This is a genomic window from Cuneatibacter caecimuris (assembly GCF_004216775.1).
GTDB lineage: Bacteria > Bacillota > Clostridia > Lachnospirales > Lachnospiraceae > Cuneatibacter > Cuneatibacter caecimuris.
Genome location: NZ_SGXF01000007.1, coordinates 41,019 through 54,303, shown reverse-complemented (window position 1 = coordinate 54,303; position 13,285 = coordinate 41,019). Strand labels below are relative to the sequence as shown.

At 48.8% G+C, this 13,285-nt stretch carries 13 protein-coding genes; 12 read left to right on the top strand and 1 reads right to left on the bottom strand.

Annotated elements, in window-relative coordinates; genetic code table 11:
* Window positions 1-18 precede the first annotated feature (18 nt).
* The 8 genes from EV209_RS14050 to EV209_RS14015 all read left to right on the top strand — a co-directional run bounded on the left by EV209_RS14050 (window position 19) and on the right by EV209_RS14015 (window position 9,301).
* Window positions 19-1,740, top strand: coding sequence for an ABC transporter ATP-binding protein (locus EV209_RS14050; RefSeq protein ID WP_243647601.1), 1,722 nt, complete (start codon window positions 19-21; stop codon window positions 1,738-1,740).
* Complete coding sequence (locus tag EV209_RS14045; protein ID WP_130436111.1) at window positions 1,737-3,470, top strand: ABC transporter ATP-binding protein; 1,734 nt, start codon at window positions 1,737-1,739, stop codon at window positions 3,468-3,470. Before EV209_RS14050 ends, EV209_RS14045 begins: the two co-directional genes overlap by 4 nt.
* Window positions 3,471-3,591: 121 nt before the next feature.
* The gene (locus EV209_RS14040) at window positions 3,592-4,443 is read left to right on the top strand and encodes a M15 family metallopeptidase (protein ID WP_130436110.1); all 852 of its coding nucleotides are present in this window, start codon (window positions 3,592-3,594) and stop codon (window positions 4,441-4,443) included.
* A gap of 97 nt (window positions 4,444-4,540) precedes the next feature.
* Complete coding sequence (locus tag EV209_RS14035) at window positions 4,541-5,611, top strand: PTS sugar transporter subunit IIC (protein ID WP_130436109.1); 1,071 nt, start codon at window positions 4,541-4,543, stop codon at window positions 5,609-5,611.
* Window positions 5,612-5,879: 268 nt separating this feature from the next.
* Window positions 5,880-6,434, top strand: a complete 555-nt coding sequence (locus EV209_RS14030) for a phosphatase PAP2 family protein (RefSeq protein ID WP_130436108.1) — start codon at window positions 5,880-5,882, stop codon at window positions 6,432-6,434.
* The gene (locus EV209_RS14025; RefSeq protein WP_130436107.1) at window positions 6,412-7,077 is read left to right on the top strand and encodes an HAD family hydrolase; all 666 of its coding nucleotides are present in this window, start codon (window positions 6,412-6,414) and stop codon (window positions 7,075-7,077) included. Before EV209_RS14030 ends, EV209_RS14025 begins: the two co-directional genes overlap by 23 nt.
* Window positions 7,078-7,108: 31 nt before the next feature.
* Window positions 7,109-8,389 (top strand): O-acetylhomoserine aminocarboxypropyltransferase/cysteine synthase family protein, encoded by a 1,281-nt coding sequence (locus tag EV209_RS14020; RefSeq protein ID WP_130436106.1) that lies wholly within the window; start codon window positions 7,109-7,111, stop codon window positions 8,387-8,389.
* Window positions 8,390-8,596: 207 nt separating this feature from the next.
* A complete protein-coding gene (locus EV209_RS14015) occupies window positions 8,597-9,301 on the top strand; it encodes a gamma-glutamyl-gamma-aminobutyrate hydrolase family protein (RefSeq protein ID WP_165388939.1) in 705 nt (234 codons plus the stop codon).
* 17 nt (window positions 9,302-9,318) lie between these two features.
* On the opposite strand, the gene EV209_RS14010 is transcribed toward EV209_RS14015, so the two are convergent.
* Window positions 9,319-10,662: a hypothetical protein gene (locus EV209_RS14010; protein WP_130436104.1), complete on the bottom strand. Its 1,344-nt coding sequence runs from the start codon at window positions 10,660-10,662 to the stop codon at window positions 9,319-9,321.
* A 442-nt stretch (window positions 10,663-11,104) separates the two neighbouring features.
* Here EV209_RS14010 and EV209_RS14005 point away from each other — a divergent pair, with 442 nt between their 5' ends.
* The 4 genes from EV209_RS14005 to EV209_RS13990 all read left to right on the top strand — a co-directional run bounded on the left by EV209_RS14005 (window position 11,105) and on the right by EV209_RS13990 (window position 13,201).
* A complete protein-coding gene (locus tag EV209_RS14005) occupies window positions 11,105-11,935 on the top strand; it encodes a PHP domain-containing protein (RefSeq protein WP_130436103.1) in 831 nt (276 codons plus the stop codon).
* A gap of 220 nt (window positions 11,936-12,155) precedes the next feature.
* A complete protein-coding gene (locus EV209_RS14000) occupies window positions 12,156-12,515 on the top strand; it encodes a DUF2089 domain-containing protein (RefSeq protein WP_130436102.1) in 360 nt (119 codons plus the stop codon).
* Between the two features lie 25 nt (window positions 12,516-12,540).
* The gene (locus tag EV209_RS13995; protein ID WP_130436101.1) at window positions 12,541-12,927 is read left to right on the top strand and encodes an SHOCT-like domain-containing protein; all 387 of its coding nucleotides are present in this window, start codon (window positions 12,541-12,543) and stop codon (window positions 12,925-12,927) included.
* A gap of 91 nt (window positions 12,928-13,018) precedes the next feature.
* Window positions 13,019-13,201: a hypothetical protein gene (locus EV209_RS13990; RefSeq protein WP_243647600.1), complete on the top strand. Its 183-nt coding sequence runs from the start codon at window positions 13,019-13,021 to the stop codon at window positions 13,199-13,201.
* The last annotated feature ends 84 nt before the right edge of the window (window positions 13,202-13,285 follow it).

Genomic DNA, 13,285 nt, shown 5'->3' with positions numbered 1-13,285 from the left:
CGGCAGATGCGGCGGATTATGTATTATGTAAAACCATATATGGGAGGAATGCTGATCGGGCTGGTCATCAAGGTGCTGGCAACTCTGTGTGAACTGTTCCTGCCAAGAGCCTTGGCTTATATTGTGGATGAAGTGATCCCAAGACGGAGCGTGGGCCAGGTGCTGGCCTGGGGCGGCGTGATGCTTCTGGCCTCTCTTCTGGCCTGGAGGGGAAATATCGTGGCCAACCGCCGGGCTTCCAAAGTGGCCAGAGACGCTACAGAATCCATTCGCTTGGATCTGTTTACAAAAATTTCCTACCTCTCCAGCAGACAGGCTGAGGGTTTTACTATGCCTTCTTTGATTTCCAGGGCCACTACGGACACCTATAATATCCATCAGATGCTGGGGATGATGCAGCGTCTGGGAGTGAGGGCGCCGATTATGCTGCTGGGCGGCGTAATCATCACCTTGACCATGGACCCGGTCCTGACCCTGACGTTGGTGGCGATGATGCCTTTCATTGCAGTGATGATCTGGCAGGTGACAAAAAGAGGCGTGCCTATGTACAGAAAAGTGCAGGAGGCGGCGGACCGGTTTGTGCGCCAGGTAAGGGAAGCAGTTACCGGCATCCGGGTGATCAAAGCGCTGTCCCGCACAGAATATGAAAAAAAGAAATTTGCGGCTATTAATGAAGAGGTGGTGGTCAAAGACCAGAAGGCAGGAATGGTTATGAGCCTGATGAATCCTCTGATGAACCTGCTGCTGAATCTGGGACTGGTGCTGGTGATTCTGATCGGAGCATGGCGGGTCAATGAAGGACTTTCCTCTCCGGGCACCATCATCGCTTTTTTGTCCTATGTTACGCTGATCTTAAATGCTATCTTGTTTTTGTCCCGCATGTTTATGATTTATTCCAAAGCCAGCGCCAGCGCGGCCCGGGTGACAGAGATCCTGGATGCGCCGGAGGATTTGACCCGGCAGGAAACAGCAGAGGACGGCCGTTCCTGCGGAAACAGCCGGCAGGATGGAAATCTGCCGCAGATTGTTTTTGATCATGTCTCTTTTTCTTACTCGGGAGGAAGTCCGGATGTGTGGGAAATATGTTTTGAGCTGGAGAAAGGGGAGACTTTGGGAATCATCGGTGGAACAGGGGCCGGAAAAAGCACGCTGATCCAGCTGATGATGCGTTTTTATGATGTGACGGAAGGGCGCATTCTGTTAGAAGGGAAGGATATCCGCAGCTGGGACAAGCAGGAACTGAGAAAGAAATTTGGCGCGGCTTTTCAGAACGACGTGATTTTTGAAGACTCTATCGCAGAGAATATCAGCTTTGGAAGAAATCTGTCCAGGGAAGAGATTTTGGAAGCAGTGCATCTGGCTCAGGCGGATACATTTGTGCAGGAAAAAGGGCTGGACGCGAAATTAGCGATTAAAGGCGCGGATTTAAGCGGAGGGCAGAAGCAGAGACTTCTTATTGCCAGGGCCCTGGCCGGAAAGCCGGACATCCTGGTCTTAGACGACTCTTCCAGCGCCCTGGATTACCGTACAGACGCGCGGCTGCGCCAGGCTATCGCAGGCCATTTTTCTGAGACCACAAAGATCATCGTGGCCCAGCGGGTCAGCTCTATTTTGAATGCTGATCTGATTCTGGTCATGGACGGGGGAAGGGTCATTGCCAAGGGCAGACATGAAGAACTTCTCAAGAACTGTGAAATTTACCGGGAAATCAGCCGTTCCCAGATGGAGGTGTCAGAATGAAAAAACATGTGATGCTGCGCCTGGGAAAATATTTGTTGCAGTATAAATGGTTTGTGATGCTGGTAGCCGTGCTGAGTATTGCTTCTAATCTGCTGAACTTGGTGGGCCCCATGCTGTCCGGTTATGCGGTAGATGCGGTAAAACCCGGACAGGGCGCCGTGGATTTTGGAACGGTTTTTTATTATGCGGCCTGGATGGCAGGCCTGTACGCGGGAGCATCCCTGCTGACCTATCTGCTGACGGCCGTGATGCTGCATATTACCAGAAAAGTAGTATACGCCATGCGCCGGGATGTTTTTGCCCGGCTGATGGAGCTGCCGGCAGGGTATTTTGACACGCGGCAGGTGGGAGATATCATCAGCAGGATTTCTTATGACATCGACACCGTGAATACCAGCCTGTCTTCAGATCTGATCACGCTGCTGTCCAGCGCCATTACAGTGATCGGTTCCTTTGTGATGATGCTTCTGATTTCACCTGTATTGGTGCTGGTCTTTGTGGTGACAGTACCTGCGTCTCTGCTGCTGACAAAAAAGCTGACCGGCATCACGCGGCCTCTTTTCCGGGCCAGATCCAGAGAACTGGGAGAGCTGAACGGCTTTATCGAGGAAAAGATGACCGGTCAAAAGACCCTGAAAGCCTATGGGCAGGAGGAAAACACCATCGGCAAGTTTCAGGAAAAGAATACAGAAGCAGTGAACGCTTATTATCATGCGGACTATATGGGAAGCATGGTGGGGCCTTCGGTCAATCTGATCAACAATATCTCCCTCACCCTGGTGACAGTGTTCGGAAGTCTGCAGTACCTGAAGGGCGCGATTTCTTTGGGAAATATCTCCTCTTTTGTGCTCTATTCCAGAAAATTTTCCGGCCCCATCAATGAGGCCGCCAATATTATCAGCGATTTTCAGTCGGCTTTGGCGGCGGCGGAGCGGATTTTCCGCCTGTTGGATGAAGCGCCTGAGAAGCCGGACCTTCCGGAAGCAGAAATACTTCAGGAGGCACAGGGAGATGTGGACATTAAAGATGTGTCTTTCGGCTATACTCCGGACAAAGAGATCCTGCACCACGTCAGTCTTCATGCGCCCCGGGGGAAGCTGGTGGCTATTGTCGGCCCCACAGGCGCGGGCAAAACCACGCTGATTAATCTGCTGATGCGTTTTTATGATGTGAATCAGGGAGAGATCCGGGTGGACGGCAGAGAGATCCGCAGCCTGACAAGAGACAGCCTGCGGAGATCTTACGCCATGGTGCTGCAGGATACCTGGCTGTTTTATGGTACGATTGCGGAAAATATTTCCTACGGAAGTGAAACAGCTTCCAGAGAAGATGTGGTTCGGGCTGCTAAGGCCGCCAGGATTCATGATTATATCATGAGCCTGCCCAAAGGATATGACACCATCTTGTCAGACGACGGAACCAATATTTCCAAAGGCCAGAAACAGATGCTGACCATTGCCAGGGCCATGCTGCTGGATGCGCATATGCTGATTCTGGATGAAGCAACTTCTAATGTGGATACCAGGACAGAGCTGCAGATTCAGGAGGCCATGCGGAATCTGATGCGGGATAAAACCTGCTTCGTCATCGCCCACCGCCTGTCCACAATCCGCAACGCAGATCTGATCCTGGTGGTGAGAGACGGGGATATCATAGAAATGGGCACTCATGAAAGCCTTCTGGAAAAGAAGGGATTTTATCACCAGCTGTATCGCGCTCAGTTTGAATAGTGTGTCCATAATTTTTAAGAATTCCTGTAAGCTTTTTTTCAGGACAATGGGTTATACTCTCTTCAGAATGGCATCTCTATGGCTGCCGTGAGGAAAGACAGGGAATCAGGAGGGTATCATAATGAAAAAAAGACGTGGAAAATTGGTGGCGGGGCTGGCTGTTTCAGCACTTTTTCTGATGGGAGCGGCATTGTGGTTCATGCGTCCGGACTTGCAGTTTCGGGTGAGGGACGCCTGGCATGGAGTGACAGACAGTATGGACCGGCAGGTTCTGGATCTGAAACCTGAGGATCTGGAGCAGAAAGAAGTCACGGAGCTGAACCGGCAGAACTGCCTGGTACTGATTAATGAAGAATATCCGGCCGGAGAAACCTATGAAACGCAGCTGGTGAAATACAAAGAGACAGAGGTTCTGATGGCGCCGGAAGCAGTAGATGCTTTTTCCGCGCTGTCTGTGGCGGTGAAAGAAGAGACCGGAGATACCCTTTATATCAGGGACAGCTACAGAAGCTATGACGAGCAGGTACAGGTATATGCCGAGGAACCGGAGGTTGCGGCTTTGCCGGGAAGCAGCGAGCATATGACAGGGCTGGCTTTTGATGTGTACGTGTCCGGATTTGCCGGATATGGATTTATAAAATCAGAAGCAGGTCAGTTTGTGAATGAAAATTGCTGGAAATATGGGTTTATCATCCGATATCCGCAGTTTGGCAAAAGCGCTACCAGGATTCCCTATGAACCGTGGCACATCCGGTATTTGGGGCTGCCTCATTCAGAATATATCTATAGGAATCATCTGACTCTGGAAGAATATCTGGAGGGGCTGGAAACCGGAAAATTTTATCAGACCGGAGATTATTTGGTCAGCCTGCAGGAGGGAGATATGCTTCAGATTCCCAGGCAGGCCGCGGAAGTGACAGTCTCTCCTGACCATCGGGGAGGGTGGATTGTGACCTGCCAATGGAAGGAATGAAAAATAAAGCTTGCGTCCCCGGCAGATCTGTGGTATTCTTTTTGCTGACAACTGACAAGACAGTTGTAAAGAATGACTGACAAGCGAGGAGAATATGATGGAAAAAGTGAAGAAAATCCTGCGGCTGATTTTTATTGACGGGCTGTCGGGAATGGCTACCGGCCTGTTTGCCACATTGATTGTGGGCACGATCCTGGTACAGATCGGCTCACTGATCCCGGGGGCGGCGGGAACTTATCTGGTGCAGATCGGCAAAGTCGCTTCTGCTCTGACCGGGGCGGGCATCGGCTGCGGAGCGGCTTATAAATTAAAACAGAGCCCTCTGGTAATCCTTTCCGCCTCAGGAGCAGGCATGGTGGGCGCTTTTGCTTCTAAAATAATTGCAGGCACAGTGTTTGTAGACGGAGTGATTCATCTGGCGGGGCCGGGCGAACCTTTGGGGGCGTTTGCAGCCGCTATGGTGGCAATCGGTATCGGACAGCTGGTATCCGGCAAAACGAAGGTGGATATCCTGGTGACGCCGGTTTGCTGTATCATTGCCGGCTCTGTGGTGGGGCTTCTGGTAGGGCCTCCCATATCTGCCTTCATGACATACCTGGGCGATCTGATTGAATGGGGAACGGTACAGGCCCCTTTCCTCATGGGTATTATCGTGTCTGTCCTGATGGGCATGATTTTAACCCTTCCCATCAGCTCAGCGGCTCTGGGCGTGATTCTTGGAATGACGGGTATTTCAGCCGGCGCCGCCACAGTAGGATGCTGCGCCAATATGGTGGGCTTTGCGGTAGCCAGCTACCGTGAGAATAAAGTGGGCGGCCTTTTGGCCCAGGGGCTGGGCACCAGCATGCTTCAGGTTCCGAATATTGTGAAAAAACCAGTGATCTGGCTGCCGGTGATTCTTACCAGTGCGATATTGGGGCCTTTGGCTACCAGCGATTTTGTACATATGACCAATAATGCCACCGGCGCGGGGATGGGCACTGCAGGGCTGGTGGGCCAGTTCACGACCTATGCGACGATGACGGCAGAAGGCTATGATCCTGTGATTGTTCTGGTGAAAATGCTGCTGATGCATTTCATTTTGCCTGCAGTGCTGACGCTGCTGTTCTCTGAGCTTATGAGGAAAAAGGGATGGATCAAACAGGGCGACATGAAGCTGGATGTTTGAGAAGCAGGCGTTTTCGTCTGCTGAGACAGGGAAAATAAGGATAGATGCAAGGGCGCCACTGCCTGCAGTGACGCCCTTGCGCTGTTCTGGTTTCATAGGAAAGTTCCTCCTGTGAAATAAAACTTTTCGTGAGATGGGCGCCAGGCGCTGAAGAGATACGGCCGCTGAAGCTTTGTTCCATATGATAATCTCTGTCTCAGGAAACTCTTGTGCTTTCAGAAAAATTGTATTAAAATAGGGATATTGTGAGAGGAGGTAGAAAAATAGAATGACAGCCTTTGAAATAGGAATTTTGGAAGGGCTTCAGAAAATCCATAATCCGGTGCTGGACCAGATCATGGTGATGATCACCAGCCTGGGAAATGCCGGGATATTCTGGATACTGACCGCAATTCTGCTTTTGTGCATTCCCAAGACCAGGAAATACGGCTGCTGTATGGCTGCAACTCTTGTGGTTCACCTATTGATCTGCAACCTGGGGTTAAAGCCCCTGGTACACCGGACCAGGCCTTATGAAATCAGTGGCTTTACCGGGCTGATTGTAGCCAGGCCAGTGGACTTTTCATTTCCATCAGGGCATACAATGGTATCTTTTGCCTGCGCTCCTGTAATTTGGTATATGAACCGGAGGCTGGGAATCGCTGCTTTCATTCTGGCGGCGCTGATCGGATTTTCCAGACTTTATCTCTACGTACATTTCCCAACAGATGTGCTGTGCGGGATGGTATTGGGGCTGGCCGTCGGGTTCCTGGTGATGAATATGTTTGGAAAATGGATTTTGTCAAAAGGAGGAAAGCGGGATGTATCAGGCGGCGATCTTTGATCTGGATGGAACGGTGGTGGATACAGTGGAGTCCATTGGTCATACCATGAACCTCTGCCTTGCCGGGTACGGACTTCCGGAGCAGCCGATAGAGAAGTATCGTTTTTTTGCCGGAGACGGAGCGCAAAAGCTGGTGGAACGCGCGCTGGAAGCAGCGGGAAATCAGGACGCTTCTTTGGCGGAACGGGCGTTTAAAGATTATATGGAACGGTTCCGCTCAGGCTGCCTGTACCGTGTCCGCGCCTTTTCCGGACTGAAGGAAACCCTCACAAAAATGAAAAAATCGGGGATGCGACTGGCCGTATGCACCAATAAACCTCACTGGAATGCAGTAGAAGTTATCAGGAAAGTATACGGGGAAAACTTGTTTGACGAAATCCTGGGAGACCGTCCGGATCATGCCAGAAAACCTTCTCCCCAAGGGCCCCTTTTGCTGGCAGGCAGGCTGAACGCAGAGCCGAAGAGCTGCCTGTATGTGGGAGATACGGATACGGATATGCGGACCGGCCGTGCGGCCGGAATGGTGACGGCAGGCGTGCTATGGGGATTCAGGGGAAAAGAAGAATTGCTCAGGGAAGGAGCCTCTGTACTGGCAGAGAGGCCGGAGGATTTGCTGGCTATCGCGGGTATTGGGGAGAGTTGATATTCATTACACAACAGGAGGAAAAATAATTATGAATCATTTGGAAACCATATGTATCCAGAGCGGATGGAAGCCGGAAAAGGGAGAGCCCAGAGTACTGCCCATCTATCAGAGCACTACCTTTAAATATGATAACAGCGAACAGATGGCAAAGCTTTTTGATCTGGAAGCAGAAGGATATTTCTACACAAGGCTTCAGAATCCCACCAATGATGCGGTAGCCCGGAAAATCTGTGAGCTGGAGGGCGGCGTTGCGGCAATGCTCACTTCATCCGGACAGGCGGCCAATTTCTATGCTGTTCTGAATATCTGTACGGAAGGGGATCACATTGTGAGCTCAGCCCCAATTTATGGCGGCACTTCTAATCTGTTTACTGTGACCATGAAAAAGATGGGGATTGAAGTGACGCTGGTGGATCCGGATGCGCCTGCAGATGAGATCGCGAAGGCATTCCAGCCGAATACGAAAGCGCTCTTTGCGGAAACCATATCCAATCCGTCCCTGGTAGTGCTGGACATTGAGAAATTTGCAGATTTGGCGCACAGCCATGGAGTACCGCTGATCATTGACAATACCTTTGCTACGCCGATTAACTGCAGGCCTTTTGAATTTGGCGCGGATATTGTAACGCATTCTACAACGAAGTATATGGATGGCCATGCGATGACCGTTGGCGGCTGTATTGTGGACAGCGGCAATTTTGACTGGATGGCACATGGAGATAAATTCCCGGGACTTACAACGCCGGATGATTCCTATCATGGTATTGTATATGCGGAGCGTTTCGGAAAGATGGCTTATATCCAAAAGGCTACTGCTCAGCTGATGAGGGATCTGGGATCCATCCAGTCCCCTCAGAACGCGTTTTTGCTGAATGTGGGGCTGGAAACTCTGCACCTTCGTGTGCCACGCCACTGTGAGAACGCCCAGAAAGTGGCAGAATATCTGGAAGCTCATCCTCAGGTAGCCTGGGTAAACTATCCGGGGCTGAAGAGCAGCAAATACTATGATTTGGCGCAGAAATATATGCCCAGAGGCACCTGCGGCGTTATCGCTTTTGGCCTGAAAGGCGGAAGAGATTTTTCCATCCGGTTCATGGATGAATTGAAGCTGGCCTGCATTGTGACACATGTGGCGGATGCCCGCACCTGTGTGCTGCATCCAGCCAGCCATACCCACAGACAGCTGAATGATGAACAGCTTCGTACGGCCGGCGTTCAGCCGGATCTGATCCGACTGAGCGTGGGTATTGAAAATGTGGAAGACATTATTGCGGACATTGAACAGGCGATTGACGCTGCGGAAAAATAAAATGTAAGAAAAGAAAGAAAAGTAAGGAATAAGACGGAACAGCCGGAACCGGTTCTCCGTCTTATTTTATTTTAGAAGAAACTCCGTTTCCTATGAAACAAAACCCTTCATTGAAAAGAGAACTTATTATGATAAGTGAACCCGACAGAATAGCGGGGGAATTTTATGCCTTAAATGCATATGATAAATAAAAAACCAGGAGCAAAGATGAAAGAAACAGTGATAGGAATGCTGGAAATGGGGACAGATACAGAAGAACGCAGGTATTTCAGGCAACAATATCTGGACCGTCTGGAAGAATATGGAGCAAGAGTCAAAATGATTCCGCAGCACCAGGACAGTGGAACAATGAGAGAAGCCATACAGGGGTGCCGGGGAATCCTGTTCCCGGGCGGTGTAGATCCGGATCCATCCTTGTACGGACAGACAAGAAGGGCCTGCTGCGGTCAGGTGGACAGGCACAGGGACAGGGCGGAAATCTGCCTGTATCAGTGCATCAGAAATACCGCCCTTCCGGTTCTGGGAATCTGCAGAGGGCTCCAGATACTGAATATACTGGAAGGCGGAACATTGTATCAGGATATTAAAGAGGCCGGAAAAAAATTGCAAAAGCATAGAGACTCTTCTGACCCCTCAAAACCGCTGCACCAGATCCGGATTCTGCCGGGTTCCCGGCTGGAAGCCATATTAGGGTGCCGGGAATGTGCTGTGAACAGCATGCACCATCAAGCTGCCGCGCTGACCGCACCATCGCTGCAAATATCCGCCTGCAGCGACGACGGGCTGACAGAGGCGCTGGAAATGCCGGATCATCCCTTTTTTATTGCAGTGCAGTGGCATCCGGAGCATATGGCAAAAGACCGGATTCAGCAGAAAATTTTCAGCGCATTTATACATGCAGCGGAACTATGAAAAAACACTTACATTCCTTACTCCGACAAAGGGCTTTTCTTGCTTCTGCGGTTGAACAGAGTTAAAATTGCAGCGCCGCCGCCCAGGACCAGGACGCATCCGCCAAGAACCAAAAGATAATTCCAACCCGGTGCGCCGGCATTTTTATCTGTTTTTAATGAGAAATAGAAATCATCTGTCTGTTCAGAAGAAAAGACAGTAGCCAGAGACTTGTCTTTCCTTTCCTGAAAAACCGAGCTGCCTGTGTCAGCCAGCTTCAAAAAATCCGGAAGAATGAGTTCGAGATTAATCTCTTCCGTATCAGGCCAGGATTCCATCATATGGTTCAGGAGCCGGTATTTCACAGTTTGGTCTTCCAGAATAACGGTAGGGAAAACTGTCGGATACCTGAGCTGCAGCTGGACGGTTTCCTGAGGTTTCAAGCGAAGGGTCAGGTGGTTGAGCAGAAGCAGAGGCTGATTCATGCACCAATCCAGGGCCGTAATAAGATTTATAGACTGGCTCTGATCCATCTTTAGGTTAACATAAGAAATCAAAGAAGGAAGAAGGAGAGCAGAAGAATCACTGTCCAGCTCCGGGTATAGCATTTCCAGATACCATTCTGAATAAGCGGTCAAATAACTGGAGAGACGCATTGGCGAGCTGGCAATATGGATGCCGGCGTCCTGGGAATAAACTGCGTCATAATCCACGCCTTCGGTTCCCGTGACAAATACATAGGCATAATCCGGGACGCCGGATAGCTGCAGCTGAAAAAAATATTTGCCGTTTTCCTGGGAGACGCCGCTGTAATCCAGATAGAAAAGCTGGCTTTTGGCGGTCAGATTCTGGATCGTTAGAGCCGTTTCCTGGCTGGAAGAATCTGTATCGAGCCCATCGGAAGAAATACGGTACAGAGTTCCGGCGGCATTTTCAAACAGAGAAATTTCCTGAGATTGCAGAGCTGAAAGAAGCTCCGGTCCATCCATGGCCTGGAAGGAATCATTGACCTGAGAGTATACCGTGCTGCCCAGCAATTCTCCGGCCAGCGCATCAGCGCGGCTGCTGCCGGCTGAAAAAGGGGAGGAGTAATAATGTGAAAGTGTGGTATAGAACGGAATTACAAGGTCTGTAACTGCTTCAGAAACACCGGGATTTTCCAGAAGATAGCTTGCGGAAACCTGAGCTGTAAGAGGAGCAGATTCTGTAGCAAAACTGAAATCGTAAGTAAGAGCGGCATTTTCCACAGAAATGCCGGTATTATCAATAAACCCAATCTGGGCGATTGAGTTGCTGTCTATCGTCAAAGGCGCCGCCTGCACAGGAAATACAATTCCTGCAGCCAAAAGCAGCGTGCCGCAAATCGCTATGAATTTTCTCATTTTGTACCTCAAATTTTTATGATCAACAGCCTGTATTTCAGAAACAATGGCTAAGCCAACAAATCAAAGTCAGTAAGCAGGGAATGTATCAAACACAAGGGCAAGGCTGTCAGACCCGAGGAAGATACGAATGCCTCAAAAAGAGGCAGATGCTGTCGCAGCATCTCAAACAAAGGGCACATATAAATGTATGAATTCCTGCACCCTTTTATTATACCCGTGCCAGTATGAAAATGCCAGATGCAAATTTTAAACTTTTTGTTAACATATGGCATCATGACAGTCTTGCACAGGAATAGAAATTCCTGTATACTGTACAGTGATAACTAGAAAGTAAAATAAAAAAGTGGTTAACATTTTCAGATCATTATCATATTGTGGCTGTTTTTACATGAACTATAAATTAAAAATAGATACTGGAAAAATTCAGGAGGATTTCATTATGGCATTTATTGATTTACATGTGCATTCCAATGCGTCTGACGGGACGGAAACCCCGGCGGGGGTTGTGGAGCTGGCGGCAAAAGCAGGGCTTATAGCAATTGCATTGACTGACCATGATACAGTACAGGGAGTAGAAGAGGCTTTGGAAAACTCAAAAAGTAAGGACATCCTTACAATACCGGGAGTGGAGCTGTCTGCAGTTTATCAGAACCGGGATATTCATATATTGGGATACAGCATAGATTACAAAAATCCCGGCTTTCTATCTGTGCTGGACCGTTATCAGGAAGCGCGTGCTGACAGAAACCGGAAGATGATCCGCAAAATGGCGGATCTGGGTTTTGATATATCAGAAGAAAAGGTAGAGAGAGAATTTCCCGGAGCAGTTTTGACGAGAGCCCACTTTGCCAGGTACCTGCTGAATCACGGCTATGTAAAAAGCAATAAAGAAGCATTTGAGCGTTACCTGGACGCGGGAAAACCCTGTTATCTGCCAAAGGCCCTGATAACGCCCCGGGAAGCAATGGATGCGATCAGAAATGCCGGAGGGCATCCTGTGCTGGCACATCCCATGCTGTATCGCCTGGGCGCCGAAGAGCTGGATAAGCTTGTGGCTTACTTAAAAGAGCTGGGGCTGGAGGGAATAGAAACATATTATTCCTCCAATACAAAGCAGGAAGAAAAAAGAACAAAAGCTTTAGGAAAAAAATATGGTCTTTTTCTTACCGGAGGATCTGATTTTCATGGAAGCAATAAGCCTGCCATTTCTATTGGAACAGGAAAAGGGAACCTTCATATACCGGAGGAGTTGCTTCAGAATGTATTGTGATGTTTTTGGGGACGAATTCGATCAGGAAGCCTCTGTTCGAGAGTTAGAATACAGTAGGAAGATTTGCTGGTCAAATAGTTATTTCAGATGAAAAAACATAAAAAAAATTATTATTTTGAATAGGAATATTAATATTTTTAACTTCAATATTAAAAATATTAATATTCCTATTGACATTTAAAAGATTGCGGGTTATATTAATAAAAAAGGAGGGAATGGAATGAACAAGGTGATCAGCCGGTGCCCGGTGTGCAGCGGGGAGCTGACAGTGGCCAAACTGAAGTGCCAGGCCTGCGATACAGTAATTGAAAACAATTTCCGGTTAAGCAAGTTTGACTATCTTTCAGACGAAGAACTTTTTTTTACAGAAACTTTTATTCGCTGCCGCGGCAATATAAAAGAAGTGGAAAAAGAACTGGGAATATCGTATCCTACTGTGCGGTCAAAACTGGATGGGGTGATAAAAAAACTGGGGTATGAAGAGAACGGGGAGGAACAGGCGTCCAGAAAAGAAGAAATCTTAAGAGCATTGGAAAATGGAGAGATCACAGCTGAGCAGGCGATTGCGCAGCTGAAATAAAGTAAAGAAGGAGAGTGACAATAGGATGGATGAAAAATTGAGGATTTTGAAAATGGTAGAAGAGGGAACAATAACAGCAGAGCAAGGGGCGGAATTGATGGACGCGCTGAATACAGGGATTCAGGAATGCAAAACTGAACTGGAGCCGGCGGGTTATGATAAGAAGATGTTCCGCATCATTGTGGACAGCGTATCCGGAGATAAAGTGAAGATACAGTTCCCCGTGGGCGCGATCAGGAAAATTCTGAAGGTGACGGGGAAATTGCCTATTCCGGAAGAAGAACTGGAAGGCGTTGATCTTTCCGGTATGATGGAAGCCATATCGGAATGTCTGGACGCAGGGGTAGAGGGCGATTTTGTCAACGTTGAGGCCGCGGACGGAACGGTAGTTAGAATATTTGTAGATAAATAGAGAACGAGATATGAGAATAAAGATCAGAACAAAAGGTATTTGGCTTTTTGTGCCTCTGCCGGCAGGCCTGGTAAGTTTTGCTGTCAGGAGAATGCCTGACAGAATGTTTGAAGAGATGTATGAAAAAACACCGGAACCATACAACTGTCTGCTCACAAGAGATTTCATCAGCATGGTTTTAGATGAATGTATGGAGTTCATTCGGGAAAACAAGGGGTTGGAGATCATACATGTGGAAGCGGCGGACGGAACATTTGTATCCGTAAAGCTGTAACGGAAGCGAATGCCTAATACCAGAAAAAGAAAAAACTGCAGGTGAGAAATTTGATCCTCTGTGTCTGAGCCCGGAACAAAATAT

Excerpts from the sequence above, each read along its gene's own strand:
- EV209_RS14020 (WP_130436106.1), top strand. The coding sequence starts at position 7,109 with ATGAATCATTTGGAAACCATATGTATCCAGAGCGGATGGAAGCCGGAA.
- EV209_RS14035 (WP_130436109.1), top strand. The coding sequence starts at position 4,541 with ATGGAAAAAGTGAAGAAAATCCTGCGGCTGATTTTTATTGACGGGCTG.
- EV209_RS14050 (WP_243647601.1), top strand. The coding sequence starts at position 19 with ATGTATTATGTAAAACCATATATGGGAGGAATGCTGATCGGGCTGGTC.
- EV209_RS14015 (WP_165388939.1), top strand. The coding sequence starts at position 8,597 with ATGAAAGAAACAGTGATAGGAATGCTGGAAATGGGGACAGATACAGAA.
- EV209_RS14045 (WP_130436111.1), top strand. The coding sequence starts at position 1,737 with ATGAAAAAACATGTGATGCTGCGCCTGGGAAAATATTTGTTGCAGTAT.
- EV209_RS14005 (WP_130436103.1), top strand. The coding sequence starts at position 11,105 with ATGGCATTTATTGATTTACATGTGCATTCCAATGCGTCTGACGGGACG.
- EV209_RS14010 (WP_130436104.1), bottom strand. The coding sequence starts at position 10,662 with ATGAGAAAATTCATAGCGATTTGCGGCACGCTGCTTTTGGCTGCAGGA.
- EV209_RS14025 (WP_130436107.1), top strand. The coding sequence starts at position 6,412 with ATGTATCAGGCGGCGATCTTTGATCTGGATGGAACGGTGGTGGATACA.
- EV209_RS13995 (WP_130436101.1), top strand. The coding sequence starts at position 12,541 with ATGGATGAAAAATTGAGGATTTTGAAAATGGTAGAAGAGGGAACAATA.
- EV209_RS13990 (WP_243647600.1), top strand. The coding sequence starts at position 13,019 with ATGCCTGACAGAATGTTTGAAGAGATGTATGAAAAAACACCGGAACCA.
- EV209_RS14000 (WP_130436102.1), top strand. The coding sequence starts at position 12,156 with ATGAACAAGGTGATCAGCCGGTGCCCGGTGTGCAGCGGGGAGCTGACA.
- EV209_RS14030 (WP_130436108.1), top strand. The coding sequence starts at position 5,880 with ATGACAGCCTTTGAAATAGGAATTTTGGAAGGGCTTCAGAAAATCCAT.
- EV209_RS14040 (WP_130436110.1), top strand. The coding sequence starts at position 3,592 with ATGAAAAAAAGACGTGGAAAATTGGTGGCGGGGCTGGCTGTTTCAGCA.